The 25,527-nt window shown below is 69.1% G+C and carries 22 protein-coding genes and 4 pseudogenes; 18 read left to right on the top strand and 8 right to left on the bottom strand.

Translation table 11 applies throughout. From position 1 onward, the window contains the following. Positions 1-1,035, top strand: a complete 1,035-nt coding sequence (locus RUTHE_RS00730; protein ID WP_021096303.1) for an ABC transporter ATP-binding protein — start codon at positions 1-3, stop codon at positions 1,033-1,035. Between the two features lie 73 nt (positions 1,036-1,108). Here RUTHE_RS00730 and RUTHE_RS00725 read toward each other — a convergent pair whose 3' ends face one another. From RUTHE_RS00725 to RUTHE_RS17920, 7 genes are read right to left on the bottom strand one after another with little or no spacing between them, the layout of a single operon-like run. Further along, entirely contained in the window at positions 1,109-2,146 is a 1,038-nt protein-coding gene (locus RUTHE_RS00725) for a TonB family protein (protein ID WP_021096302.1), read from the bottom strand. Then, positions 2,143-2,529 carry an ExbD/TolR family protein gene (locus RUTHE_RS00720; RefSeq protein ID WP_021096301.1) on the bottom strand — a complete coding sequence of 129 codons (387 nt, stop codon included), beginning with the start codon at positions 2,527-2,529 and terminating at the stop codon, positions 2,143-2,145. The genes RUTHE_RS00725 and RUTHE_RS00720 overlap by 4 nt, the downstream gene beginning before the upstream one ends. A 3-nt stretch (positions 2,530-2,532) precedes the next feature. Then, positions 2,533-2,913 carry an ExbD/TolR family protein gene (locus RUTHE_RS00715; RefSeq protein WP_021096300.1) on the bottom strand — a complete coding sequence of 127 codons (381 nt, stop codon included), beginning with the start codon at positions 2,911-2,913 and terminating at the stop codon, positions 2,533-2,535. After that, a complete protein-coding gene (locus RUTHE_RS00710) occupies positions 2,906-3,586 on the bottom strand; it encodes a MotA/TolQ/ExbB proton channel family protein (protein ID WP_021096299.1) in 681 nt (226 codons plus the stop codon). The genes RUTHE_RS00715 and RUTHE_RS00710 overlap by 8 nt, the downstream gene beginning before the upstream one ends. Then, positions 3,583-3,972: a hypothetical protein gene (locus tag RUTHE_RS00705; protein WP_245542167.1), complete on the bottom strand. Its 390-nt coding sequence runs from the start codon at positions 3,970-3,972 to the stop codon at positions 3,583-3,585. Before RUTHE_RS00705 ends, RUTHE_RS00710 begins: the two co-directional genes overlap by 4 nt. 29 nt (positions 3,973-4,001) lie before the next feature. Further along, a complete protein-coding gene (locus tag RUTHE_RS17925) occupies positions 4,002-4,694 on the bottom strand; it encodes a TonB-dependent receptor domain-containing protein (protein ID WP_021096297.1) in 693 nt (230 codons plus the stop codon). Between the two features lie 26 nt (positions 4,695-4,720). Then, positions 4,721-6,055 (bottom strand): TonB-dependent receptor domain-containing protein, encoded by a 1,335-nt coding sequence (locus RUTHE_RS17920; protein WP_281167451.1) that lies wholly within the window; start codon positions 6,053-6,055, stop codon positions 4,721-4,723. A 268-nt stretch (positions 6,056-6,323) separates the two neighbouring features. Here RUTHE_RS17920 and RUTHE_RS00695 point away from each other — a divergent pair, with 268 nt between their 5' ends. From RUTHE_RS00695 to RUTHE_RS00680, 4 genes and pseudogenes are all read left to right on the top strand, one after another. Then, on the top strand, positions 6,324-7,364 hold the full coding sequence (locus tag RUTHE_RS00695; RefSeq protein WP_021096295.1) for a hemin-degrading factor: 1,041 nt from the start codon (positions 6,324-6,326) through the stop codon (positions 7,362-7,364). Positions 7,365-7,372: 8 nt separating this feature from the next. Beyond that, positions 7,373-8,278, top strand: a complete 906-nt coding sequence (locus RUTHE_RS00690) for a heme/hemin ABC transporter substrate-binding protein (RefSeq protein ID WP_245542166.1) — start codon at positions 7,373-7,375, stop codon at positions 8,276-8,278. Then, positions 8,278-9,344, top strand: a pseudogene (locus RUTHE_RS00685) (FecCD family ABC transporter permease). Before RUTHE_RS00690 ends, RUTHE_RS00685 begins: the two are co-directional and overlap by 1 nt. Further along, positions 9,344-10,147, top strand: a complete 804-nt coding sequence (locus RUTHE_RS00680; RefSeq protein WP_021096291.1) for a heme ABC transporter ATP-binding protein — start codon at positions 9,344-9,346, stop codon at positions 10,145-10,147. The pseudogene RUTHE_RS00685 and the gene RUTHE_RS00680 overlap by 1 nt, the downstream one beginning before the upstream one ends. Positions 10,148-10,198: 51 nt before the next feature. Here RUTHE_RS00680 and RUTHE_RS00675 read toward each other — a convergent pair whose 3' ends face one another. Beyond that, positions 10,199-11,074, bottom strand: a complete 876-nt coding sequence (locus tag RUTHE_RS00675; RefSeq protein WP_245542165.1) for a LysR family transcriptional regulator — start codon at positions 11,072-11,074, stop codon at positions 10,199-10,201. Positions 11,075-11,290: 216 nt separating this feature from the next. On the opposite strand from RUTHE_RS00675, the gene RUTHE_RS00670 reads away from it, so the two are divergent. From RUTHE_RS00670 to RUTHE_RS00615, 13 genes and pseudogenes are all read left to right on the top strand, one after another. Further along, complete coding sequence (locus RUTHE_RS00670; protein ID WP_021096289.1) at positions 11,291-11,686, top strand: (R)-mandelonitrile lyase; 396 nt, start codon at positions 11,291-11,293, stop codon at positions 11,684-11,686. After that, a complete protein-coding gene (locus RUTHE_RS18785) occupies positions 11,683-12,330 on the top strand; it encodes an aldo/keto reductase (RefSeq protein ID WP_021096288.1) in 648 nt (215 codons plus the stop codon). The genes RUTHE_RS00670 and RUTHE_RS18785 overlap by 4 nt, the downstream gene beginning before the upstream one ends. Continuing rightward, complete coding sequence (locus RUTHE_RS18780) at positions 12,216-12,686, top strand: aldo/keto reductase (RefSeq protein ID WP_281167452.1); 471 nt, start codon at positions 12,216-12,218, stop codon at positions 12,684-12,686. Before RUTHE_RS18785 ends, RUTHE_RS18780 begins: the two co-directional genes overlap by 115 nt. A 97-nt stretch (positions 12,687-12,783) precedes the next feature. Beyond that, positions 12,784-13,917: an MFS transporter gene (locus RUTHE_RS00660; protein WP_021096286.1), complete on the top strand. Its 1,134-nt coding sequence runs from the start codon at positions 12,784-12,786 to the stop codon at positions 13,915-13,917. 67 nt (positions 13,918-13,984) lie between these two features. Continuing rightward, entirely contained in the window at positions 13,985-15,004 is a 1,020-nt protein-coding gene (locus tag RUTHE_RS00655) for a zinc-dependent alcohol dehydrogenase family protein (protein ID WP_021096285.1), read from the top strand. Between the two features lie 151 nt (positions 15,005-15,155). Beyond that, a complete protein-coding gene (locus tag RUTHE_RS00650) occupies positions 15,156-15,731 on the top strand; it encodes an ANTAR domain-containing response regulator (protein ID WP_021096284.1) in 576 nt (191 codons plus the stop codon). Then, a pseudogene (locus tag RUTHE_RS00645) lies at positions 15,728-16,896 on the top strand (CmpA/NrtA family ABC transporter substrate-binding protein). The gene RUTHE_RS00650 and the pseudogene RUTHE_RS00645 overlap by 4 nt, the downstream one beginning before the upstream one ends. 254 nt (positions 16,897-17,150) lie before the next feature. Then, positions 17,151-18,440 carry a CmpA/NrtA family ABC transporter substrate-binding protein gene (locus tag RUTHE_RS00640; RefSeq protein ID WP_021096281.1) on the top strand — a complete coding sequence of 430 codons (1,290 nt, stop codon included), beginning with the start codon at positions 17,151-17,153 and terminating at the stop codon, positions 18,438-18,440. Between the two features lie 10 nt (positions 18,441-18,450). Beyond that, on the top strand, positions 18,451-19,350 hold the full coding sequence (gene ntrB / locus RUTHE_RS00635) for a nitrate ABC transporter permease (RefSeq protein ID WP_021096280.1): 900 nt from the start codon (positions 18,451-18,453) through the stop codon (positions 19,348-19,350). A gap of 3 nt (positions 19,351-19,353) precedes the next feature. Then, complete coding sequence (locus RUTHE_RS00630; protein ID WP_021096279.1) at positions 19,354-20,148, top strand: ABC transporter ATP-binding protein; 795 nt, start codon at positions 19,354-19,356, stop codon at positions 20,146-20,148. Positions 20,149-20,153: 5 nt separating this feature from the next. After that, positions 20,154-22,590, top strand: a pseudogene (nirB, locus tag RUTHE_RS00625) (nitrite reductase large subunit NirB). Further along, positions 22,587-22,922, top strand: a complete 336-nt coding sequence (nirD, locus tag RUTHE_RS00620; protein WP_021096278.1) for a nitrite reductase small subunit NirD — start codon at positions 22,587-22,589, stop codon at positions 22,920-22,922. Before nirB ends, nirD begins: the two are co-directional and overlap by 4 nt. Next, positions 22,919-25,524, top strand: a pseudogene (locus tag RUTHE_RS00615) (molybdopterin-dependent oxidoreductase). Before nirD ends, RUTHE_RS00615 begins: the two are co-directional and overlap by 4 nt. Positions 25,525-25,527: the final 3 nt, after the last annotated feature.

Raw genomic sequence — 25,527 nt, 5'->3', positions numbered from 1 at the left:
ATGGCGAGCGTCGAACTGGCCTCCATCTCCAAGAGCTTTGGCGCGGTGGACGTGATCCGCGACCTGAGCCTTTCGGTCGAGGACGGATCCTTCTGCGCGCTGCTGGGGCCTTCGGGCTGCGGCAAGTCCACCCTGCTGCGGATGATTGCCGGACTTGAGAGGGTGAGCGGGGGAAGCGTCCGCATCGGCAGCCGCGACGTGACCCATGCCGAGCCCAAGAGCCGCGGCGTGGCCATGGTCTTTCAGTCCTATGCCCTCTATCCGCATCTGACGGTGGCGCAGAACATCGCCTTCTCGCTGTCCCTGGCCGGGCGCCCGCGGGCAGAGCAGCGTGCCGCGGCCGAACGTGTGGCCCGGCTTCTCCAGCTGGATCACCTGCTCGACCGGCGCCCGGCCGAGCTGTCGGGCGGACAGCGTCAGCGTGTTGCCATCGGCAGGGCGCTGGTGCGCGAACCGCAGGTCTTCCTCTTCGACGAACCGCTGTCCAATCTCGATGCGCTGCTGCGGGTGCAGATGCGGATCGAGCTGGCCAAGCTGCACAACGAGATCGGCACGACCATGATCTATGTGACCCATGATCAGGTCGAGGCGATGACACTGGCCGACAGGATCGTGGTGCTTGACCGGGGGCGCATCCAGCAGGTCGGCAGTCCGCTCGAGCTCTACAACCATCCGGCCAATCGCTTCGTGGCCGGCTTCATCGGCAGTCCGGGGATGAACTTCGTGCCGGTGGATTCCGAAGGCAGGATACCCGGGGGCGGGCGGCTTCCCGCTGTCCCGCCGGGTGCGACGGAGCTGGGGATCCGGCCCGAGCATCTCCGGCTGACGGGACCGGGCGAGGGACATCTCGATGCACGGGCAACCGTGGTCGAGCATCTGGGCAATACAAGCTTCGTCTATCTCGACAGCGCCGCAGGCCAGATGATCGTGGAGGCCGATGCCGGATACCGGATCGTCCCCGGCGATACGGTCGGCCTCGCCTTCGACCCGGCGCGGATTCATGCCTTTGACGACAAGGGTCTCGCCATCGGCTGACAGGAAAGACCCACAAGCCGCCTCTGCCATGAGGACGCGGCACGGCTGTCTGCATCTTCTCTCCCGCCCTCTCTCAGGGACGGCCGACGAATTCGAAGGAAAAGGTCGTCAGCGCCCCGGCCGGGGGGGGCGGGAAGGGAGCCGCCCTCTGGACATGCTCCAGGGCGATGCGGTCGAGTTCAGGCGCGCCGGAGGAGCTGGCCACGCTGACAGAGGCCAGGGCTCCGGAAGGCGCGATGGTGAACACCACAAGCACCCGCCCCCGTGCTGGCGCCGGGGGGCGGCGCAACCGGGTGATCTGGCGCAGGACCTCTCCCGGATAGTTCGTGGCGGCCGCATTGCCGGCCTCGGCCGCTGTGGCAGAGGGGCTCCCCGTTGCAGCAGCCTGCCCCGTTTCGCTGCCGTCGGGGCTTCCGCGGCGGGCATCGGCTTCGGCATTGCCGGGGCTGGCGGGCGGCGTCGCAGGCTGCTGCGTCCTCGGGGCTGGCGGATCGCTGCGGGTCACTGCGGCCCGTCTCTCGGGCGAAGGCCGGGCCACGGGACGCAGGCTCGAGACGGGCGCTTCTGCCATCGCTGCATCCCCGGTCAGAAGCTCATCCGGCACGGGAGAGATCGTCTCGTCCGGTGTGACAGGCCTGGCTGCAGGCGGGGCAGAGGTGGCCAGGGGGGGCTCTGTCGGAGCTGCTGGATCATCCGGGCGCGCATGAGACGCCAGATCGGCAGCAGCAATCTGCGGCAGGGCGGGCGGTTGAGGGACGATCGGCTCTGCGATCCCGGCCGGGGCAGCCCCGGCCGGTTCGACAGCCGGCATGTCCGCTGGCGCAACCGGCGGCGAAGAGTCCGGCTGCACGGGGGACGGCTGCACGGGAACGGGCCGTGGGGCGGAGCGGTCGAGCGGATCGACTGCGGCCGCGGCATCCGGGCGGACCGCGCTCACCCCCGCCGCGAAATCCGCAAAGGCATGGCCGAGCGCGGCCGGGGCCGCGTCTCCGCCGCCACCCATCATCGGCCGATCCGGCAGGCGATAGGCCCATGACAAACCGGCCGCATGCAGGGCCGCCGAAAGGGTCAGGGCAAGCCCGCCGCCTGCCAGCATCCGGGCCCGGCTCATGGGGTCAGCCCCCGTTCGGTCACAAGCCGCACCTCCCGATCACCGGCCAGCTCCCGCAGGCGGGCGGCTACCGCGATCAGATCCCGTGCAGGCAGGTCACGGTCAGGCAAGAGCCGCAGAGGCCCCTCGCCGGGCATCACGGCGATGGCGCTTTCCGGATCCGCCGGGCGACCCTGCCACAGCAGGCTTCCATCCGCACGCAGGACCAGCGCATCATCCGGCACCCGCGCGGCGGCTAGATCCGCCTGGACCAGGCGAAGGTCGTCCTCGATGGGCCGGGCGATCCGGCCAGCCACCAGAAAGAATACCAGCATCAGGAAGACGACATTGATCAGCGCGATCGTCGGCTCGGCACGGCGGCGGGGCGATCGGGACAGGCGCATCGCTCAGCCTCCGATCAGTCGCAGGTTGATGCCCTCGGCCTTCCGGGCTGCGAAGAGGACATCCACCAGCCGCTGGGCGGTGACACCTTCGGCGGGGCTCACCAGTACGGTTTCGGCATCGACCCGGCCGAGCGCGGCAGACAGATCGGCGAGCGTCACCTCGGCCGTGTTGAGGATCACGCGGTCCGGCAGCACCCGCAGGAAGGCAGGGGGCGATCCCGCGACCGGGGCCCCTGTCCCTCCCCCGGCAGCCAGAAAGGGCATGTCGCCAAAGCGGGTAAAGGTGGACGACAGCATGAAAAACAGCAGAAGCAGGAAGATGACATCGATAAGCGATGTCAGGCCCAGGGGACGGCGTCGCCGGACGGACTGCAGTCTAGACATGAACGGCGGCTGCAGAATCGGTCCCCTCCCGCGGATCCACCGCGCGGGCCGGGGCGGCGGCAAGGGGGACGAGTGCGCCTTCGATCACCGTTTCGGCCATGCGTCGCTCGGCTGCCATGCGGGCCTCCAGCCAGGACAGGATGGCCGAGACGGGCATGGCCACGGCCAGGCCGGCCGCCGTGGTCATCAGCGCCACCCAGATCCCGCCCGCCAGGACGGAAGGGTCTACATTCTGTCCTGCCTCCTGCATGGCGCGGAAGGCATCGATCATGCCCAGCACCGTGCCGAACAGACCGAGGAGCGGCGCAATCTGCGCCACGGCATCGAGCAGGCGGAACCCGCCTTCGAGCCGGGCCAGCCGTGCTTCGGCCAGGGTATACAGCCTGTCCCGTGCCGAAGCATCGCTGCCCAGCGCCAGAGCGAGAAGCGGGCCCAGATGACTGGGGGCCGATTCCGCCAGCGACCGGGCACGCGCCCGATGGCCGGCATCCGCGACGGCCAGCGCGTCCTCCAGCGCCGCGTGACGCCCCACGCCGGCCAGATGGAACTGCACGAGCTTGAACAGCACCACGGCCCCTGCAAGAACCGACAGCATCAGGATCACGCCGACGACCCATCCGCCAAGATCAAGCAGGGCCAGAAGGCCGGCATGGATCTGCAGCAGGACGGTCATTGCATCACCTCCACGCCCTCGACCGTGGTCGTCACCTCAAGGGCGGCGGTGCAATCGGGCACCGTCAGTCCCTCGCCCGCACAGGCGGCCACGCCATTCACCAGAACCTGCCCGATGGTCCCGCATTCCACCTCCGGGACATCGAACTGCCGCACGCGCATCCGTCCTGCCGGCAGTTCCCCCAGATCGAAGAGATTGAGCGCGGCCACCTGACCGGCCCGATCGAAGATCACCGTTTCGAGAGTCAGCCCGGCAATGGCGGAGATCCCGTTCTCCGCCACGAAGGTCAGACGGCAGGCGCCATCCTGCTGATCCAGGCGATTCAGCTCCAGGCGAAGCCTTCCTGCCGCAGGCTCCTCGCCCGCTGCAGGAAGGCCTGCCATCATGGCAAGGGCAGCGAAGCAGGCCGCCCGCCTTACCATGTCAGGACCCGCCCCAGGGTGAGCTTGACGGTCCGCCCCCGGCCCTCATCGAGCGAGAGATTGTTGCGATAGCTTTCGTCCAAGGCGTTCTCCATGGCGAGTTGCACCTCGAAACCCTCGAAGGGTCCGGATTGGGGTTTCCAGCTGACAAAGAGATCGTGCAGCGTGTAGCCCGGATAGGTGGTCGGGGTGATCACCCCGGTTGTCGTGCTGCGGGTCGCGGTGGTGATCTCTTGCACGAAGGTCCCGCGCCAGCCGAATTCCAGTCCGCGATCCGGCAGCCGCCCGCCCAGCGTCAGCGCGAGATTGTCGGCCGGAGAGGTGGCCAGCGTATAGCCATAGGTGCTGTCCTCTCCCCTGGCCCGCGCATAGGCGAGACGGGCAAAGACATGATCGGCTTCGTAACCGGCCTCGATCTCGCCCCCGGTGAATTCCGCTTCGGCAAGGTTACGGAAATAGACCGTGTCGGTCGCGGGGGTGGTGGTGATGAGATTCTCGATGCTGTTGCGGAAGACGGTGACCTTCAGCTCCAGGCTGTCGCCGGCCGACAGCACGTCCTGCCGGCTGAAGGCCAGACCCGTTTCGAAGCTGAGGGCGGTTTCCGTCTCGAGATCGAGCGCCGGGGCCTTCGTCGCGGACCAGGAATAGAGCTCGTCAAGTGTGGGCAGTCGCTCGGTCCGGGCCACCGAACCGAAGACCGACAGATCCTCCGTCAGATCGTAGAGCGCGCGAAGGTCAGGGCGCTTGCCTGATCTTCGACCTCGCTGCCGCCCGGCACATCGGCACCGGCCGTGCGGCGGGCAAGGTCGATGCGTGCCCCGGGGATCAGGGTCAGGCGATCCGCGATCACGAATTCCCCCTGGGCATACAGACCGACCTTGCGGTCCTGTCCCTCGGGGTGGAAGCCGATCGGCCCTGCGCTGTCGGCCACACGCTGCTGGTTCGTGAACTGGACACCATAGGTCAGGAAGGCGTCCCACCCTGCCCCCGAGGTCTCACCGGTGTTCTCGAACTTCAGCATCGCCGTGCGGTAGGCATATTCGGTATCGCAGAAGACATTGCTGCTGGCCGCATAGGGGAAGCAGGGCCGCGCCGTGCCGGTCGTGCTCCGCGCGTTCTCCTGGATCACCGTGGTATCGGAATAGGCCAGCTGCACATGCGGGTTCAGCCAGGCCCCGCCCTCCATCCGCCAGTCGAGACTGAGGGTGTCATCCTGCACATTGCGATCGACCAGACCGAAGACATCGGCGGCACCGGCCCCGCCGGTCTGGGCATAGGCTGCTCCGTCCGCATCGGAGGTGAAGCGCTGCCAGGACAGACGCAGGGTCTGGTTCTCCGCCAGGGCGAAGGTTCCCTTCAGAAGGCCCGATGGGGCCGCGAAGTCCGTTCCCTGAACGGTATTCCCATCCCCGTCCTGATAGGAATCGGCGGTGCGGTAGTTCAGGGCGGCAAGGAATTCGGCCCCTTCGACAGGCTGGGAGGCATAGATCCCCGAGAAGAGCCGGCCGTTGCCGTTCGATTCGATCCCGAAGCGCAGCCGGAGAGCGCCTTCCCCTCCTTCGGGAATGAAGTCGCCGGCATCCTTGGTCTCGAAATTGACGGCACCGCCGATGGCACCTGAACCGTAGAGCGTGGCCGAACCGGGGCCGCGCAGCACCTCGACCCGGCGATAGAGCTCGGGATCCGAGAAGAAGGAGCCCATCCGGTACTGTTCGTAGAATTTCGGAACGCCATCGACATTGACGATGATCCGCGCCTCGCTGGCGGTCTGCTCGGTTGCGCCGATCCCGCGGATGTTGAAGGCAAATCCCAGAGGCCTGTCGGATCCTGCGATCTGGACCCCCGGCACGTTGCGGAAGACCTGCCCCACGGTCTGGGGCTGCTCGCGGTCGAGATCCTCCTGTTCCACAGCCGTGACCGATTGCGGTGTGTCGATGGCCACCTTCTGTTGCCCGGCCCCGAGGATCAGGCGACCCAGAAAGGTGCCCGAAGAGGCCGTTTCCTGTGCCAGGGCGGGGCCATGGACGGCGGCCATGGCGGTGATCATGAGGCAGGCCATGACGGGCCTGCGCGGACGCGCGCCTTGTGTCACTCTCGCTTCTCTCTTGCAGATGGGCGGCTGGCTGGCGAAAGAGGCTGGCGCTCCCGGGCTGGTCATCGAACCCGATTGCGCCGGCTTGTGAGATGATTTACTGAAACTGTCAAGTATCGCGCCGGTCTTCCAGCCGGGCGGCGGGTCGTTTCTGCCGCCGAAGCCAGACCCAAGGCCTTGCGTCGTCCCCCGACCCGAACCGGATGGTCATCAAGGAGGCCGCATGATCCTGTCACCGGAACTCTCCGAGCGCATCGCCGCTGCCCGTGCCGAATACCCCGGCATGCGGGAGCGCGATCTGGCCGATCGCCTGGGCCTGGCCGAGGCCCAGCTTCTGGCCGCCGATCTGGGGCGCGGCGTGCGTCGTGTCATCGCGGATCCGGCGCGGCTGATTCCGGCGGTGGAACCGATCGGGGATGTGATGGCCCTGACGCGCAACGACTGGTGCGTGCATGAACGCCGCGGGCGCTATCTCGGCTTCCGGCCCGGCGAACATGCAGCCCTTGTCGCAGGGCCGGAGATCGATCTGCGGATCTTTCCGCGCCACTGGGTTCACGCCTTTGCGGTCGAGCGTCCCGGCAAGGATGGCCCCCGGCGCAGCCTGCAGGTCTTCGATGCCGCCGGCGATGCCGTCCACAAGGTCCATCTGGGGCTGGATTCGGATGTCGCCGCCTTCGAAAGGCTTGTCGATGAGCTGTCCCTGGATGAGGCCGCGCCCTTCGATCTTGTCCCGCGCGAGACGCCGGATGCCATCCGGATCCGCCCGGACCGCGTGGCAGAGCTGCGGGAAAGCTGGTCCCGGATGACCGATACCCATCAGTTCCTGACCATGACTTCACGGCTCCGCTTCGATCGTCTCGGGGCCTATCGCAGTGTCGGGGAACCCTGGGCGCGCCCCCTGCCCGCCGATGCGATCGTCGAGGCGCTGCGGCGCGCGGCGGCAGCCGGGCTGCGGCTGATGATCTTCGTGGGCAATCGCGGCTGCATCCAGATCCATTCAGGGCCGGTCGAACGGATCGAGCCGATGGGCCCCTGGTTCAACGTGCTCGATCCGCGTTTCAACCTTCATCTGCGCGCCGACAAGGTGGCCGAGGTGTGGCTGGTGCGGAAGCCGACAAGGCGGGGCGATGCCGTCTCCGTCGAAGGCTTCGATGCCGAGGGCCGGCTGATTCTCCAGATCTTCGGCAAGCGGGCCGAGAATGCCACGGACACGGCAGCATGGGACAGCCTGGCCGAGGACCTGGCAGGGAGGGTCGCTGCATGATCGGCCCGATGTTCACCCGTCGTGGGGCCCTGCTGCTGCTGGGGCTTCTGGCGTCCGTCCCGATGGCGCCGGCCCTGCGGGCCGAAGGCGCCACGCGCGTCATCGCCGCCGGCGGCTCGGTCGCGGAGATCGTCTTCGCCCTCGGGGCCGGGGACCGGCTGATCGCGCGCGACAGCACCTCCTCCTTCCCGCCGGAGGTGCTCGATCTGCCCGATATCGGCTATCTGCGCACCTTGTCGGCCGAGAATCTGCTTGCCCTGTCGCCGGACCTGATCCTGGCCGAACATGACGCCGGCCCCCCCGAAGCGGTCGAGATCCTGCAGCGCAGCGGCATTCCCCTGATCGTCCTGCCCGAGGCCTTCGATGCCGAAGGGGTGGCCACCAAGATCGCGATCGTGGCCGAAGCGCTCGGCCTGCCGGAACGGGGGGCCGCCCTGTCCGGACAGGTGCGGGCGAGCTTTGCGCAGGCTGCAGGGGCCGCCGCCGCCCTGCCCCATGCGCCGAAGGTCATGTTCATCCTGTCGATGCAGGGCGGGCGCCTGATGGTGTCGGGTCGGGGCACCTCGGCGGATGCGATGATCCGGCTGGCCGGCGGACAGAATGCCGTGGACGGATACGAGGGATACAAGGCCCTGACCGACGAGGCCGCAATCGCCGCCGCCCCCGAGATCATCCTGGTCATGGACCGCTCGGGGGATCTGGCCGTGACACTGGAGGACATCCGCGCCCATCCTGCGCTGAGTCTGACGCCGGCCGCCCGGAATGGCCATGTGGTCGCGATGGACGGTCTCTATCTCCTTGGTTTCGGCCCGCGTGCGGGCAAAGCCGCGCAGGAACTGGCGGGCCGTTTCGGGGACATCCTCGCCGGGCAGACGGGGGATGAGGCGGCGGATCAGGCGGGGGATGGCGGCTGATGGTCGCGCAGGACATGACTTTCCCGCTTGCGGGAGACCGCGAAGGCACGGCCCGGCGGATGATGCTCCTCCTCGCAGGCCTGCTGATCGTGGTCTGCGGTCTGAGCCTCTCGCATGGGGCGACGGGCGTTCATCCCGGTCAGATGATTGCCGCCTGGCTGGCCGGCGATCCGGTGGCAGAGCGCGATCGCCTGATCCTGTGGGAGATCCGTCTGCCGCGCCTCCTGACCGGGCTTCTGGTCGGTGCCGCCCTGGCCGTAGGCGGGGCGGTCATGCAGGGTCTGTTCCGCAATCCGCTGGCCGATCCGGGTCTTGTCGGCGTGGGCGCGGGCGCTGGGCTTGGCGCGGTGCTGGCTATCGTCCTGGGCGGCCTGGCCCCTTCGTGGCTGGCAGCGGCGCTGGGATGGCATCTCGTCCCTGTTGCGGCCTTCACCGGGGGCTGGGTCTCGACGCTGCTGCTCTACCGTGTCTCCACACGGTCAGGGCGAACCTCGGTCGCCACGATGCTGCTGGCGGGATCGCCCTGGGTGCGCTGGCAGGTGCGGCGACGGGCATCCTCGTCTACATGGCCAATGATCAGCAGCTTCGCGATCTGACCTTCTGGGGTCTGGGATCGCTGGGCGGGGCATCATGGCCCAAGATCATGGCTGCAGGACCGGTCATGGCGCTGGCCCTCATCGCGGCCCCCTTCCTGGCCCGCGGCTTGAACGGTCTGGCCCTGGGCGAGGCCGCGGCCCACCATGTCGGCATCCCGGTGCAGAGCCTCAAGACGGCCGCGATTCTCATCGTCTCGGCCGCGACAGGTGCGGCCGTGGCGATCTCGGGCGGGATCGGCTTTGTCGGCATCGTGGTGCCGCATCTGCTGCGGCTGGCGACCGGGCCCGACCACCGGTTCCTCCTGATCAATGCGGCGCTGGCCGGCGCAGCCCTGCTGCTGCTGGCGGACATCGTGGCGCGCAGCATCGTGGCCCCTGCCGAACTGCCCATCGGGATCGTCATGGCCATCATCGGGGCGCCGGTGTTCCTGTGGATCCTTCTGCGCCGGCGCGGACTGACGGATCTCTGATGCTGACCATCCGCTCTCTCCGCGTCCAGTTCGGCAGGCAACCCATCCTGCACGGCATCGAGGCCACGGCCCTGCCGGGGCGGATCACCGTCGTCATCGGTCCCAACGGATCGGGCAAGAGCACGCTTCTGAGGGCCCTTGCCGGCGACATTCCCTGGCAGGGGCAGATCGCCCTGGATGGCGCAGACATGGCGCGCCTGAAGCCCTGGGAGCTGGCTGCCCGGCGGGCCGTCCTGCCCCAGAGCCTGACCCTGGCCTTTCCCTTCACCGTGGCCGAGGTCGTGCGCCTGGGCCTGACGGCCGGGCCTCATGCCAATCGGGCCGATCTGATCCCCCGGGCCTTGGCGGCCGTCGGCCTGCCGGGCCATGCCGGGCGGCTCTATCAGGAACTGTCCGGCGGCCAGCAGGCCCGGGTGCAGCTGGCCCGGGTGCGTGTCCAGGTCTGGGAACCCGTCCTGGACGGCCGGCCAAGCTGGATGCTGCTGGACGAACCGGTGGCGGCCCTCGACATCGGCCAGCAGATCGCCGTCATCCGGCTGCTGAGGGATTTCGCCGATGCCGGAGGCGGGGTCGTGATGGTGCTGCATGATCTCAACCTGGCCGCGATGGTCGCGGACGAGATCTGGCTGATGCACGAAGGAAAGCTGGTCGCAGCCGGCGATCCGGCCACGGTGATCGGCGGGCCGGCCTTGGCGCAGGTCTATGATTGTCCGATCCGGGCGAACTTTCTGCCCCCCCCGGAGGCCACCTTCGTGCTGCCACACACCCTGTGGGTCAGGCCCGAACACCCGATGCCTCCCTGATTGCGGCTCTGATGTCAGCGCCCGGTGGATCCCCTTCATCGGGCGCCGATGTCAGCCCCGCCAGCGCAGCGCCTCGACCAGAAGCCGGAAGGCCGGAGTCATCTGACGGCGGCTGGGATAATAGAGATGGTAGCCGGCGAGGCGGCACCAGTCCTCCAGCACGCGGACCAGAGCGCCCGCCTCCAGATATGCCGCAAGATGATCCGATGGCAGGCAGAGCAACCCATGCCCGGACAGCGCGGCCTCGATGAGCAGGTCGGGCTCGTTGCAGATGAACTGCCCCTCGACGCGCACATTCAGCGGGCGTCCGTCCTTCTCGAACTCCCAGACATAGAGCCCTCCGAGGGTCGGCAGACGCAGGTTGATGCAGCGGTGATGCGTCAGGTCATGCGGGGTTCGGGGCTTCGGATGGTTCCGGAAATAGTCTGGCGATCCGGCGACCACCATTTGCAGATCGGGTGAAATCCGCACTGCGACCATGTCCTTGTCCAGGCTTTCGCCCAGACGGACCCCGGCATCGAAGCCCTCCCGGGCAATGTCGACAAAGCGGGAATCGACCACGATCTCCACATGAACGTCCGGATGTTCGGCCATCAGACGGCTGACCGCCGGAAACAGGATCTGCCGTGCCGGATGATGGCCAGCGGTGATGCGGATCATACCCGACGGCCGGGCCCGCATGGCGTCGAGAGCCGCCAGCTCCGCCTCGATCCCGTCAAGAGCCGGACGCAGGGCATCGGCCAGACGCCGGCCGGCTTCGGTCGGAGAGACCGAACGGGTCGTGCGCATCAGAAGCCGGACCCCGAGCCGCTCCTCCAGTCGCCGGATCACGGCGCTGACAGCGCTCTGCGATGTTTCCAGGCGCGCGGCTGCACGGGTAAAGCTGCGCTCCTCGGCCACCGCCAGAAAGGCGATGAGATCGCTCATCTCTTCGCGCCGCATTCATCGCTCCGGAATATGAAAGCAATATCCATCTAGCGCGTTCCCTGTCCCCGCCCCAGCCTCTACCTTGCCGGACGAAGCCGCAGGACGGCTGTTCCCGGGATGCGGATGAGACGGATCCTGCCGCAACGCAGGCAGCGGTGTGCGCATGGGATCTCGGCCTGTCCTCGCCCGGCCGAACGCGTGGGAAAGGAAGCATCCATGGAAATCTTTCGTGCCGGGGCCCGAGCCTCTGCCATCGGGCCTGCCGACTGGTTCACCGGCCGGGTCCGGGTGGATCCCCTCTTCAATCCGGCCGCACCCGAACGGGTGCAGGGAGCGCATGTCACCTTCGAACCGGGCGCCCGCACGGCCTGGCATACCCATCCGCTGGGCCAGACGCTGATCGTGACCTTCGGGCGCGGTCGGGTTCAGCGCGAAGGCGGACCCATCGAGGAGATCCGTCCCGGCGATGTCGTCTGGATCGCCCCGGACGAACGGCACTGGCACGGGGCCTCGCCCGAAACGGGCATGAGTCATATCGCCATCCAGGAACCGCTGGACGGCCGGACGGTCACCTGGCTCGCCCCTGTCACGGATGCCGAATACGGCGCATGAACTACGGAGACTTCATGATGCAGAAGCGCAGGCTCGGGGCCGGCGGGCCCGAGGTTTCGGCCATCGGCTACGGCGCGATGGGTCTGAGTTTCGGCTATGGCCGCACGGTTCCGCGCGATCAGGCCATCGCCATCCTGCGGCAGGCGGTGGAGCTCGGCGTCACCTTCTTCGACACGGCCGAGGCCTATGCCCAAGGCGCCAACGAAGAGGTGGTGGGCGAGGCGCTGGCCCCCTTCGGCCGCGATGTCGTGATCGCGACGAAATTCGGCTTCCGCGAGGGCAATCCGGCGCAGGGGCTGGATTCGCGCCCCGAACGCATCCGCGCCGTGGCCGAGGCCTCGCTGCGCCGCCTGCGGCGCGACCGCATCGACCTGTTCTATCAGCACCGTGTGGATCCCGCCGTGCCGATCGAGGAGGTCGCCGGAACGGTGGCGGCGCTCATCGCCGAAGGCAAGGTGGCGCATTTCGGCCTGTCCGAGGCCGGCGTGGCCACGATCCGGCGGGCCCATGCCGTCTGTCCCGTGCCGCGCTGCAAAGCGAGTATTCGCTGTTCTGGCGCGAGCCCGAGGCGGAAATCCTGCCCTGCCTGCGCGAGCTGGGCATCGCGCTGGTGCCCTTCAGCCCGCTGGGCAAGGGCTTCCTGACCGGGGCGATCGGGGCCGAAACGCGCTTTGCCCCCGGCGATTTCCGCGCCACCGTGCCGCGGCTGAACGACGACCACCGCACCGCCAACCTGACCCTGGTCGAGGCGCTGGGCCGGATCGCCGCCGAAAGGGGCGTGACCCGTGCGCAGATCGCGCTCGCCTGGCTTCTGGCGCAGGGGCCGGACATCATCCCCATCCCCGGCACCGCCAGCCCCGAGCGGCTGCGCGAGAATGTCGGGGCGGCCGCTGTCACCCTCGATCCGGCCGATCTGGAGCATATCGGCAGCGTGCTGGCGTCCATCCCCGTCCGGGGCGAACGCTACAACGCCATCGCCCAGGCCTGGATCGACCGCTGAAACGGACAACGACGACCCGCACAAGAGGCAGATCTTGTCGATTTCCCTGACAACGAATGCAGATGGAACGCCCTCCGCCCGGGGGGCGGTCCTGTCGATGGCGCTTTGCGTCGCGGTGCTGATCGCCTCCGAGTTCATGCCGGTCAGCCTGCTGACCCTGATCGCCGCTGATCTGGGCATTGGCGAGGGGCAGGCCGGCCAGGCGATCTCGATCTCGGGCCTGTTTGCCGTGATCACCAGCCTGACCGTCGCCCGGCTGACCCGCCGCATCGACCGCAAGGCGGTGCAGTCCGCCTTTGTGGCGCTGCTGATCGTCTCGGCCCTGATCGTTTCCCTGGCCCCAAACTATCCCGTGCTGATGATCGGTCGCGCGCTGCTGGGCATCGCCATCGGCGGGTTCTGGTCGATGTCCACTGCCATCGTCATGCGGCTGCTGCCGGCCGATCAGGTGCCGCGGGGATTGGCGACTTTGCAGATCGGCAACGGTATCGCCTCCACGGTCTCGGCGCCGCTGGGGGCCTGGCTCGGCGATCTCATCGGCTGGCGCGGGGCCTTTGCGCTGATCGTGCCGGTCGCCCTGCTGGCCCTGGTCTGGCAGCGGATCCATATGCCGCCTCTGCCGCCCCGCGGCATCCGGCGGCCCAGCCCGCTCGGGCTTCTGCTGCGCGGGCAGGTCGCGCTTGGCATGGCGGCGATCTTCCTGCTGTTCGCCGGGCAGTTCGCACTGTTCACCTATCTGCGGCCCTATCTGGAGGCTGTTACGGGCTTTTCCATCCCCATGCTCTCGGCCGGCTTCCTGGCGGTGGGGCTGGCGGGCCTGGCCGGCGCCTGGACCATGGGACGGCTGCTGCGCAGACGGCTCTACAGCCTGCTGATTGGCATACCCGCCGTCCTTGCCGGCCTTGCGCTGCTTTTCATCCTGCTGGCGCCCTCGCCGGTTGCGGCCGGCGTGCTCATCGTGCTGTGGGGGTTCTGCGGCACCGCCGCCCCGGTCGGCTGGGGAACCTGGCTGGCGCGGACCTTCGGCGAGGACGCCGAGGCCGGCGGCGGCCTGCAGGTCGCGGTGATCCAGCTTGCCATCATGGCCGGGGCGGCCTCCGGCGGGTTCCTCTTCGATGCGCTGGGCTGGCAGTCCACCTTTGCCCTGTCGGCAGTTCTGCTGGGCAGTGCCTCCCTTTTCGCCTCTCTCGCCTGTTCGCTGCCGCGCGCGGGATGGACGAAGGCGGTGTGAAGCCCCTGCTGATCCGCGGAGAGTTTCCGCTGCGCCTGGAATTGAGCGATTGAAAGGAGAAATCCGAATGTATGCAACCGTCATGCATGGCCCCGGCGACGTCCGCTATGAACAGGTCGACGATCCGAAGATCCTGAAGCCGACCGATGCCATCATCCAGCTTTCGGCGACCTGCATCTGCGGCTCCGACCTGTGGCCCTATCGGGGCGCGAGCCCGATCGAACAGCCGATGCACATGGGTCACGAATATTGCGGCGTGGTCGTCGAAGTCGGCAGCGAGGTCCGCACCGTCAGGCCCGGGCAGTTCGTCGTGGGCTCCTTCTGCCTGTCGGACAATACCTGTCCGCATTGCCGCTCGGGCTTCCAGTCGTCCTGCCGTCAGCGCGAGTTCATGAGCGGCGCTCAGGCCCCCTATGCCCGCGTCCCGCTGGCCGACGGCACGCTGGTGGCCACCGAGGAGATGCCTGATGATGCCATGATCCCGCACATGCTGGCCGTCTCGGACGTTCTCGGCACCGGGTGGTACGGGGCCTGGGCAGCGGATGTCCGCGAAGGCAGCACCGTGGTCGTCGTGGGCGACGGAGCGGTCGGCCTGCTGGCCGTTCTGGCCGCACGGCAGATGGGCGCGGAACGGATCATCGCCATGAGCCGCCACGAGACACGGTCGCAGCTTGCCCGCGAATTCGGAGCCACCGACATCGTGACGGAACGCGGCGAAGACGGCATCGCCCGCATCCTCGACATGACGGACGGGATCGGAGCGGAATCGGTGGTCGAGGCCGTCGGCACGAAGGAGGCCATGCAGCAGGCCATGGGGGTCTGCCGGCCTGGCGGCGCGATCGGCTATGTCGGCGTGCCGCATGGCGTCACCCTGGACGGTCAGGATCTCTTCTTCCGTCAGCAGCGGATGCTGGGGGGACCGGCCCCGGTGCGCCGCTTCCTGCCGGATCTGATGGACCGCGTGCTGCAGGGCCGCATCCAGCCGGGCCGGGTCTTCGATCTGACCCTGCCCCTTGCGCAGGTCGCCGATGGCTACAAGGCCATGGACGAACGCCGCGCCATCAAGACATTGCTGACGGTCGCCTGATCCTGCCGGGCGCCGGGAGGCCGACGATGCGTGCCCGAAGAATCGGCAGACTGCTCGGGCATTGATCACCGCCCCGGCGTCTGCCTCCCGGCTTGCCGTCCTCGGGTGGGCGTCGGTTGCGGGCAGGACGGAGGGCCCCTAGCCCGGCCCCATGACCCTGCGAATCGTCATTGTCGAACCGGACGAAATGCGCGCACGGCTGCTGATCGACAGCCTGCGCCCGCTCGGCCATCATGTGACGGTCATCGCCGAGGCGGCAGGCCTGGCGCGCCGGGTGCGTGAGCTGGCTCCCGACATCGTGCTGATCGACATGGCCGATCCCTCGCGCGATACGCTCGAGGCGATGGCGACGGCCTCCGGACCGCTCGACCGGCCGGTGGCCCTGTTCGTTGATCGCACCGATGCCGATCTGACACGGCAGGCGATCGAGGCGGGGGTTTCGGCCTATGTGATCGACGGGCTGCGGCCCGAGCGCGTCGCGGCGGTGATGGATGCCGCCATCGCCCGGTTCCAGCTGTTCCGCCGGATGCGCCTCGAGCTCGAGGCGACACGCCGCGCGTTGGAAGAACGCAAGCTGATCGACCGCGCCAAGGGCATCCTGATGAAGGCCCGCGGCATCGGCGAGGACGAGGCCTATGCCCTGTTGCGCCGCAGCGCCATGGACCAGGGCAAGAAGCTGGCCGAGGTCGCCGCGGCTCTGGTCACCGCCGCGGGACTCCTGACATGAGCGCGCTGCCCCTGCGCCTCGGCTTCGTGCCGCTGCTCGATGCGGCGCCGCTGATCGTGGCGCGCGAGATGGGCTTTGCCGAGGCCGAGGGCCTGGCGCTCACGCTCTGCCCGGCGCCGTCCTGGTCGAGCCTGCGCGACATGCTCCTCTGGGGACAGGTCGAGGCGGCGCAGATGCTGGCCCCGGTTCCGGTGGCCATCGCGCTGGGACTCGTCGGACCGGTGCCGCGGCTCGACATCCTTCAAGTCCTGTCGGCCAATGGCGACGTGCTGGGCGTCTCGACGGCGATCGAGTCGCGGCTGCGGGCGCGGGGCTTCGGCTTCGACTTCGTCGATGCGCGGGCGGCCCGCGATACTCTGGCCGAGGTGGTCGCAGGCGAGCTGCGCATCGGTGTGCCTTTTCCCCATTCGACCCATGCCGCGCTGGTCCGGCACTGGCTGGCTGGGGGCGGCCCGGCCTTCAGCCTGCACACGATCCCGCCCCCGCGCATGGCCGAGGCGCTGGCTGCGGGCGAGATCGATGCCTTCTGCGTGGGAGAGCCCTGGGGGTCGGTCGCGGTCGAGCGGGGGCCGGTGCACTTCTGCTCCCCGGCGCCGCGATCTGGGCGACGGCCCCCGAAAAGGCACTGGCCGCACGCCACGACTGGGTCGAGGCGCAACCCGAGGCGACGGCACGGCTGATGCGCGCGGTCTGGCAGGCCGGTCGCTGGCTGGACATGCCGGCCAACCGCGCCGTCGTTGCCGACCTGCTCGCACGGGCCGAGCATGTGAACGCCCCGCCCGAACTGCTGGACCGGGCGCTGAGCGGACAGATGGTGATCTCGGCCCGCGGCGAAGAGCGCCGGGTGGAGGACATGATCCGTTTCCACGCGGGAGCCGCACCCTTTCCCTGGCGATCGCAGGCGGCCTGGTTCGCGCGTCAGATGGCGCGGGTCCATGGCCTCGATATCCGGGCGGCGGTGGCGGCGGCAATGGCGATCTGCCGGACCGATCTCTACCGCGCCAATCTGCGCGGCATCGGTGCCGATCTGCCCGGCGCCTCGTCGCGAATCGAAGGGGCGCTCGAGCATCCGACCGCCGTGGCGTCAGAGCGCGGGACGATGATCCTGCCGCGCGATGCGTTCTTCGACCGCGCAATCTTTGATCCGGCCCGTCCGGACTGCTGAACTTTTCAGCGCCCGGCCGCAAGGGCACGGGTCATACCCTTTGCGCATGCAGCAATCCGTTGCCCCGTGTCACAGAAAGCCGCAGGGTAAAGGGGCCGGCAACGATGTCGGCCCCTGCGGCGATGGGCCATGACCGCCCCTCGCAGCGATGTTCGCACCGTCGCGATCCCCCGAACCGATAGCCTGTGTGCAGTCGCCGCTGCACCGACCCGATCCGTGCCGCCCGTGCGGCCGGATGCCATCTGGAGTGCGACATGACCGAAGCCATCTCCCGCCGTTCCTTCCTCAGGGCCAGCTCCGGCGCGGCCGCCACGGTCGCGGCCGCCCGCGCGCTGCTGCCCGGAGGGGCCTTCGCCGCCGCGCCCGGCCCCGAAGTGACCGGCGCCACCTTGGGCTACATCGCCCTGACCGATGCTGCCCCCCTGATCATCGCGCAGGAGAAGGGGTTCTTCGCCCGCCACGGCATGACCGAGATGCAGATCGTCAAGCAGGCGAGCTGGGGAGCCACGCGCGACAACATGGCCCTGGGATCGGCCGGCGGCGGGATCGACGGTGCCCATATCCTGCGGCCCAAGATCGCCCTCTACACGCTCGGCACGGTGATGCAGAACAACCAGCCGACGCCGATGTACAACCTCCTGAGCCTGAACGCGGATTGCCAAGGCATTTCGGTCGCGCAGGCCTATGCGGACACGGGCGTGGGGCTGGACAGCAGCCCCCTGCGCGAGGTCTTCGCCGCCCGGCGCGCCGCAGGGGGCGAGGTGACCGCGGCGATGACCTTCCCCGGCGGCACCCACGATCTGTGGTTGCGCTACTGGCTGGCTGCGGGCGGCATCAACCCGATGACCGATGTCAACCTGATCGTCGTGCCGTCGCCACAGATGGTGGCCAACATGCGCGTCGGCACCATGGACTGCTTCTGCGTGGGCGAGCCATGGAACGAACAGCTCGTCAATCAGGGCATCGGCTTCACCGCCGCGACGACGGGGGAGATCTGGCGCCACCACCCCGAGAAGGTTCTGGGGATGCGCGCCGACTGGGTCGATGCCCATCCCAACGCCACCCGCGCCATCCTGATGGCGGTGATGGAGGCGCAGATGTGGTGCGAGGACATGGCCAACAAGGAGGAGCTGGCCGGGATCGTCGGGCGACGGCAGTGGTTCAACGTGCCCCCCGCCGACATCATCGGCCGGCTGCGGGGCGATGTGAACTACGGCAACGGCCGGGTCGAGACGGCGACCGGCCTCGAGATGAAGTTCTGGGGCGAGAACGGGCGCATCTCCTATCCCTGGCCCAGCCTCGACCTGTGGTTCGTGACCGAGAACATCCGCTGGGGCTATCTGCCCGCCGATCTCGACATGCGCGCGGTGGTGAACCGCACGAACCGGGCCGATCTGTGGCTCGAGGCTGCCAGCGAGCTGGGGATCGACACCCGGGACTTCGGCCCCAGCCGGGGGGTGGAGACCTTCTTCGACGGCAAGGTCTTCGATCCCGCCGATCCGGGGGCCTATCTGGCCAGCCTTGCCATCACCGCCCTGTCCTGAGGAGGCCCCGATGCAGAGCACCCTCGCACGACCGATCCCGCAGGCGGCAGAGCAGGCGACCCCGGCCCGGCCCGCATCCGTGACGCGGCTGCGCGTCCGCCCTCCGGCGCGGCTGTCGCCCGGGCGGCGGGGGGCAGGACTTGCGGCCCGCCTGCTTCCGCCCGTCGTGGTCGGCCTGCTGGCCCTCGCCGCCTGGGAACTGGCGACCAGCGGCCCCGGCGCCACCCTGCCTCCGCCCTCGGCCGTCTGGAGAGACTCCGCCGAGCTGATCCTGCATCCCTTCTATGTCTACGGCACGCAGGATGTCGGCCTCGGCTGGCGGGTGCTGACCTCGCTCGAACGGGTGGCCTATGGCTTCGGCCTCGCCGCGATGGCCGGGGTGCTCATCGGCGCGGTGATCGGGCAATCGGTCTGGATGATGCGCGGGCTGGATCCGTTCTTCCAGGTGCTGCGCACGGTCCCGCCGCTCGCCTGGCTGCCGATCAGCCTGGCCGCCTTCATGGACAACCGCCCCGCCGCAATCTTCGTGATCTTCATCACCGCGATCTGGCCGATCCTGATCAACACCGCCGCCGGGGTGCGCAACATCCCCGCCGACTACCGCAACGTCGCCCGGGTGCTGCGGCTCGGTCAGGTCGAATTCTTCTTCCGCATCATGGTGCCTGCCGCCGCGCCCTACATCTTCTCGGGCCTGCGCATCGGCATCGGCCTGTCATGGCTTGCGATCGTCGCGGCCGAGATGCTGACCGGCGGTGTGGGCATCGGCTTCTTCATCTGGGATGCCTGGAACAGCAGCCGGCTGACCGACATCATCGTGGCGCTCGTCTATATCGGGCTGGTCGGCCTCATGCTCGACCGGCTGGTGGGCCTTGCCGGGCGTCTTGTCACACGCGGCACCGGAGGGGCCTGAGCCATGGGATATCTGAGGATTTCCCGGGTCGGAAAGACCTTCGAATCGGGCAGCCGCCGGACCGAGGTGCTGCGCGATGTCGATCTGACCATCGACAGGGGCGAGTTCGTCTCGATCATCGGCCATTCGGGCTGCGGCAAGTCCACGCTCTTGAACCTGATCGCCGGGCTGACCGAGGCGACGAAGGGCGGCATCGTGCTGGAGGGCCGCGAGGTGAACGCCCCCGGCCCCGACCGGGCGGTGGTGTTCCAGAACCACAGCCTGCTGCCCTGGCTCACCGTCTACGGCAATGTCCGGCTGGCGGTGGACAAGGTCTTCCGCGGTCGCAAGAGCCGCGCCGAGCGGCACGAATGGACACTCCACAACCTCGATCTGGTGCAGATGCGCCATGCCGCCGACAAGCGGCCGGGCGAGATCTCGGGCGGTATGCGCCAGCGGGTGGGCATCGCCCGGGCGCTCGCCATGGAACCCAAGGTGCTGCTGCTCGACGAACCCTTCGGGGCGCTCGACGCGCTGACGCGCGCGCATCTTCAGGACGCGGTGATGGAGATCCATGCGCGGCTGAGGAACACGATGATCATGATCACCCATGACGTGGACGAGGCGGTGCTTCTGGCCGACCGCATCGTGATGATGACGAACGGACCCGCCGCGACCATCGGCGAGGTGCTCACGGTGCCGCTGCCCCGCCCGCGCGACCGCATCGTGGCGGCGGGCGACCCGGCCTGTCTGCGCGCCCGGCAGGCGGTGCTGCGTTTTCTTCACGAACGCCACCGTCTGGTGGCTGCGGCGGAGTGATGCCCATGACACGCAGACTTGTCGTCATCGGTGCAGGCATGGCCTCGGGCCGGATGCTCGAACATCTGTTCGAGGCCGGGTTCGACGGGCATGTCACCCTGTTCAACGCCGAACCGCGCGGCAACTACAACCGGCTGATGCTGTCGCCGGTGCTGTCGGGCGAAAAGACCTATGACCAGATCGTCACTCATGACGATGCCTGGTATGCCGCGCATGGCGTGGCCTGCCGCTTCGGCGAGGCGGTGACGCGGATCGACCGCGACCGGAAGGTCGTGGTGTCGAAGCGGGGCGAGACGCCCTATGACACGCTGGTGATCGCCACCGGCTCGGCGCCCTTCGTCATCCCGGTGCCGGGAAAGGATCTGCCCGGCGTCGTCACCTACCGCGACCTCGAGGATACCAACGCGATGATCGCGGCCAGCCGCCCGGGTGCGAAGGCCGTGGTGATCGGCGGCGGTCTGCTGGGGCTCGAAGCCGCGGCGGGCATGGCCGCGCGCGGGGCAGAGGTCACGGTGATCCATCTGATGGGCCATCTGATGGAACGCCAGCTTGATCCGGCGGCGGGCTACCTGTTGCAGAAGGATCTGGAACGCCGCGGTCTCCGCATCCATTGCAAGGGCGCGACCAAGGCGATCCTGGGCAAGGATCGGGTGGACGCCGTGCTGCTCGAGGACGGCACGGTCTATCCCGCCGACATCGTCTGCATGGCCGTCGGCATCCGGCCCGAAGTGCGTCTGGCCGTGGACGCGCATCTGGAGGTCGGGCGCGGCATCACTGTGGACGACCGGATGCGTACCTCCGACCCCGCGATCTTTGCGCTGGGGGAATGCGTAGAACATGACGGTCAGCTCTTCGGGCTGGTGGCCCCGCTCTACGATCAGGCCAGAGTGCTGGCCGCGACGCTGATGGGACAGGAGGCCGCCTTCCGCCCTGTGCAGACGGCGACCAAGCTGAAGGTGACGGGCGTCGATCTGTTCAGCGCGGGCGATTTCGCCGACGGTCCGGGACGCGAGGACATCGTGTTCCGCGATCCGGGGCGCGGGGTCTACAAGCGCCTGGTGATCGAGGGCAACCGGCTGATCGGCGCAGTGATGTATGGCGATACCGCCGACGGGGCCTGGTTCTTCGGCCTGATCAAGGACGGCACCGACATCGCGCCGATGCGCGGGACGCTGATCTTTGGCCCCGCCTATCGAGGGGGGGACCGCGGCGGACCCTCTGGCAGCCGTTGCAGCCTTGCCGCCTGAGTCGGAGATCTGCGGCTGCAACGGCGTCTGCAAGGGCACGATCCTCGCCGCCATCGCGGGCGGCGCCACGGACCTTGGCACGGTGCGGGCGCGGACAAAGGCCAGCACCTCCTGCGGGAGCTGCACGGGGCTGGTCGAGCAGCTTCTGGCGCACAGCCTGGGGGATGCATTCCGGAAACCCGCCAGCCGCCCGGTCTGCGGCTGCACCGAGCTGGCGCACGAGGATGTCCGGCGCCTGATCCGGGCGCGCGGGCTGAAGTCGATGCCGGCGGTGATGCAGGAACTGGGCTGGAAGACCTCCTGCGGCTGCGCCACCTGCCGCCCGGCGCTGAACTTCTACCTGCTGGCCGAATGGCCCGAGACCTACCGCGACGATCCGCAGAGCCGCTTCGTCAACGAACGCAACCATGCCAACATCCAGAAGGACGGCACCTATTCGGTTGTCCCGCGGATGTGGGGCGGGATGACCACCCCGCAGGAGCTGCGCGCCATCGCCGATGCAGCCGAGAAATACCAAGTGCCGGCGGTCAAGGTGACGGGCGGGCAGCGGATCGACCTTCTGGGCGTGCGCAAGGAGGATCTGCCACGGATCTGGGCCGATCTGAACGCCGCGGGGCTGGTCAGCGGTCATGCCTACGGCAAGGCCCTGCGCACGGTGAAGACCTGCGTCGGCAGCGACTTCTGCCGCTTCGGCACGCAGGACAGCACCGGCCTCGGCATCCGGCTGGAACGGCGGCTCTGGGGCGCCTGGACCCCGCACAAGGTCAAGCTTGCCGTCTCGGGCTGTCCGCGCAACTGCGCCGAGGCGACCTGCAAGGACGTGGGCATCGTCTGCGTCGAGTCGGGCTACGAGATCGGCGTCGGTGGGGCCGCGGGCATGGATGTGAAGGCCACCGAGCGGCTGGCCAAGGTCGCGACCGAGGACGAGGCGGTCGAGATCGTCGTGGCCTTCGTCCAGCTCTACCGCGAAAGCGCCAACTATCTCGACCGGCCCTACAAATGGCTGGCGAAGGTGGGGCTCGACTGGGTGCGCGCGCAGGTCGTCGAGGACCGCGACAGCCGCGCCGCCCTGGTCGCCCGGTTCGATCGGGCGCAGGCGATCTTCCAGAAGGACCCCTGGGCCGAACGCACCGCGCCCGAGGCAAGGGCCGCCTTCACCCCCCTCGCACATCTTGCGGCTGAGGCGGCAGAATGACCTGGATTGACATCGGAGCGCTCGAGGACATCCCCCGCCGCGGGGCGCGCGTTCTGCGCACGGCACAGGGCTGTGTGGCGGTGTTCCGCACCGCCGATGACCGCGTTTTCGCGCTCGACGACCGCTGTCCGCACCGCGGCGGCCCTCTCTCCGAGGGGATCGTGCATGGGGATGCCGTGACCTGCCCGCTGCACGGGCTGGTGATCGGGCTGGCCGACGGGCGGGCGCGCGATGCAGAGGGCGGAAAGGTCGAGACCTATCCCGCGCGCATCGAGGGCGGGCGCATCCTGATCGACGCGGCGCGACTCTTGCCAGAGGGACGGGCGGCATGAGCATCCGCACCACCTGCCCCTATTGCGGCGTGGGCTGCGGCCTCCTGGCCATGCCCGACGGCGCGGGCGGCGCGCGCATCGCGGGCGACCCGGATCATCCCGCCAACCGGGGGCGGCTCTGCTCCAAGGGCACGGCGCTGGGGCAGACGCTGGGGCTCGAGGGGCGGCTGCTGTCGCCGCTGATCGGCGGCCGGCCGGCCGGCTGGGATGCGGCGCTCGATCTCGTGGCCGAGCGCTTCGCCGCGGCGCTCGACCGGCACGGGCCGGACAGCGTGGCCTTCTACCTGTCGGGCCAGATGCTGACCGAGGACTATTATGTCGCCAACAAGCTCATCAAGGGCTATATGGGCAGCGCGAATGTCGATACCAATTCGCGCCTGTGCATGGCCTCGACCGTGGCGGGGCATCGCCGGGCCTTCGGCACCGACACGGTGCCCGGCACCTACGAGGATCTGGAGCTTGCCGATCTGGTGGTGCTGGCGGGATCGAACCTCGCCTGGTGCCATCCGGTCCTTTACCAGCGCCTGGCCGCCGCCCGGGCCGCGCGCGGCACCAAGGTGGTGGTGATCGACCCCCGCCGCACCGCCACCTGCGAGATCGCCGACCTGCATCTGCCGCTGGCCCCCGGTTCGGACGCGGCGCTGTTCAATGCCCTGCTCGTGGCGCTGGCCGATCGCGGCGCGGTGGACCGCGCCTTCGTGGCCGCTCATGTCACGGGGTTCGATGCCGCGCTGGCCGCCGCCCGCGCCTCTGACCCCGGCGCGACCGGCCTGCCCGCGGCCGCTCTGGCCACCTTCCTCGACTGGTTCTGCACGACCGGGCGGGTGGTGACGGTGTTCTCGCAGGGGATCAACCAGTCCGCCTCGGGCACCGACAAGGTGAACGCGATCCTGAACTGCCACCTGGCCAGCGGCCGTATCGGACGGCCGGGCATGGGGCCCTTCTCGGTCACCGGCCAGCCCAATGCCATGGGCGGGCGCGAGGTGGGGGGCATGGCCAACACCCTGGCCTGCCATCTGGAGATCGAGAACCCTGTCCATCGCGCCGCAGTGCAGGCCTTCTGGGGCAGCCCGCGGATGCCGCAGGCGCCGGGGCTGAAGGCGGTCGAGATGTTCCGCGCCGCGGCCGAGGGGCGGATCCGGGCGCTGTGGATCATCCATACCAACCCCGCCGTCTCGATGCCCGAGGCCGATGCCGTGGCCGCCGCGATCCGCGCCTGCGATTTCGTCGTCGTCAACGACGTGACCGAGACAGACACGACGCGGCTGGCTGATGTCGTGCTGCCCGCCACCGCCTGGGGCGAGAAATCCGGTACCGTCACCAATTCCGACCGCACCATCAGCCGCCAGCGCGCCTTCCTGCCCGCGCCGGCGGGAGTGCGCGACGACTGGCGCATCCTGGCCGACGTGGCAGCGCGGATGGGCTGGGGCGCGGCCTTCGGCTGGGCGAGCCCGGCCGAAGTCTTTGCCGAACATGCTGCGCTGTCGGGCATCGCCGGGCGGATGGGGCTCGATTTCGACATCTCGGGCCTCGCAGGGTGCGACTACGACCGTCTGCCCCCACCCGCTGGCCCGTCGGCCCCGGTGGCCCCGGCGGGCAGCGCGAGCGCTTCTTCGGCGACGGCCGCTTCTTCACCCCGGACGGCCGCGCGCGCATGGTGCCCGTGACCCCGCGCCCGCCGGTCGCCGCGACAGGGCCGTGCCATCCGTTCCGCCTGAACACGGGCCGCATCCGCGACCAGTGGCACACGATGACGCGCAGCGCCCGCGCGCCGGCGCTGAACCGCCACATCGCCGAACCCTTCATCGAGATCCACCCAGCCGATGCCGCCGATCTGGGCCTCGAACCCGCCACGCTCGCCCGCGTGACGAGCCCGCAGGGGCAGGCGATCCTGCGCGTGGCGGTGACCGAGCGGATGCCGCGCGGGCAGGTCTTCGCCCCGATCCACTGGACGGCCGACACCGCCCCGACGGGGCGGATCGACGCCCTGGTCGCCGCAGCGACCGATCCGATCTCGGGCCAGCCCGAAAGCAAGGCCGCCGCCGTCGCCATCGCGCCGCTCGCGCCGGCCTGGTATGGCTTTGCCGTCGCGCACGCAGCGATACGGCCCGAGGCCACCTACTGGGCGCGGGCGCGCACCGAGACCGGCTGGCGCTGCGAACTGGCGGGCATGGAGCCCCCCGCCGACTGGGAGGCCTGGGCGCGGGCTCTCTTCGGCCTGGCCGATGCCCCCTGCCTCAGGGTCGAGGACCGCAGCCGCGGCGGCCTGCGCCTGGCCTTCACCGAAGCCGGCCGCTGCGTGGCCGCGCTGTTCGTCTCCCCCGAACCGGTGGAACTCTCACGCGACCATGTCGTGGCTCTGCTGGGCGGGGCAGGGGCCGAGATCCTGGCCGGCAGACCGGCACAGGGCATGGCCGACCCCGGCCCGACGCTCTGCGCCTGCCTGAAGGTGGGGCGCAACACCATCCTGCGGGCTATCGCCGAGCAGGGGCTCGACAGCGTCGAGGCGATCGGCGCCGCGCTTCAGGCCGGCACCGCCTGCGGCGGCTGCCGCCCGGAACTGGCGGCGCTGCTGGCCCGGCGTCTGGAGGCCGCGGAATGAGCC

The organism is Rubellimicrobium thermophilum DSM 16684, assembly GCF_000442315.1.
Lineage (GTDB): Bacteria > Pseudomonadota > Alphaproteobacteria > Rhodobacterales > Rhodobacteraceae > Rubellimicrobium > Rubellimicrobium thermophilum.
Note: the sequence above shows the minus strand (reverse complement) of the source record. Positions and strands in the feature narration are given on the sequence as shown.